Source organism: Rhodococcus sp. BS-15 (assembly GCF_000813105.1).
GTDB lineage: Bacteria > Actinomycetota > Actinomycetes > Mycobacteriales > Mycobacteriaceae > Rhodococcoides.
On record NZ_BAOX01000562.1, the window covers coordinates 1 to 1,099 of the forward strand.

The 1,099-nt window shown below is 68.4% G+C and carries 2 protein-coding genes; both read right to left on the reverse strand.

Annotated elements, in window-relative coordinates:
• On the reverse strand, positions 1 to 601 hold a 601-nt coding region (locus RHBS_RS27940; protein ID WP_128646934.1), incomplete at its 3' end, for a YcnI family protein.
• 45 nt (positions 602 to 646) lie between these two features.
• Positions 647 to 1,099 (reverse strand): hypothetical protein (locus RHBS_RS29450; RefSeq protein WP_187298678.1); only part of this gene is annotated, 453 nt, incomplete at its 5' end.

Below are 1,099 nucleotides of genomic sequence, written 5' to 3' on the forward strand. Positions count from 1 at the left end.
GCACGAGCCCGACGCCGGCGAGCCAGCGGGCGGTGTTGTCCTCCGACGTCGACGACGCTTCGGCCGTTGCGGTGGTCTCGGTGTGGGCGCTGCCGTGCGCATCGCTGCTCGCTGCGGCGAGAGTCAGAGTGGGAGCAGGCAATTCGGGCTCGCTACCGTCCTCGGTCATCGGCTCATCCCAGTTCACGACCTCACCGTCGGTGTAGGTCTGGGTGGCCGGGAACGAGACGCTCTCCTGCTCGGGCAGCGGGCCCGCGGAGAGCAGGAACTGCTGGAACTGGCCCGGCCCGACCTCGGAACCGGGGTTCGCCGTCCACGTCACCGACACCGCGAGATCGGCCGAGTCCTTCTCGACGGTGGAGGTCCAGCCCGGAATGGGCTGCGTACGAGCCGAATTGAGGCCGGGGAGGGTCACCTTGACCGAGCTGGTCGAGGCGGTATCGGACTCGGTGGGAACGCGGAACGTCAGCACCGAATAGCCGCCCTGTGCGGCGTCGGGAGCGGAGACGACGACGTGTGCGGACGCTGCGCCTGCGCCGATCAGCAACGCGCCGACGGTGGCTCCTGAGACGAACAGGGTACGGGAAAGAGAGCTCTTCATGGGTTGGGTCATTTCTGTGCAGAGATGTGCGGAAAAGGATGTCGGTCAGAACCGAGACACCGGGGGCCCGCGGCGAGAGATGACCCAGTCGAGCGCAGTGCCGTCCACCGACGGAACCGCGACGGACATGGACACGCGACCGACGGCGGAACCGTCGGGCAGGGGAGTGAGGAGCGCGAGAACCGCTCGGACGATGGACGTGATCGGGCCGTAGAGGCGCTCGGCTGCGGCGATCGTGAGTCCAGCGACGACCGAGGCGGCCGCGTGGAAGGCGATCATCGTTGTGCTGGGCAACAGTGAGTGCGCGTGCATCTCCGCTGCGCTGCCGAGGCTCAGCGCGATGTGAGCGACGAGTTGGCCGGCCAGCAGAGCCGGGAGCAGTAGAACGGTCGAACGTCTGGGCAGGGCCGTCATGGCACCGATACCGATGCTGACGGCGATCAGCAGGGCCAGGGCGGAACCGTCTGCCCAGCCGCCGCCGGCCATGCCGTGTGCGGC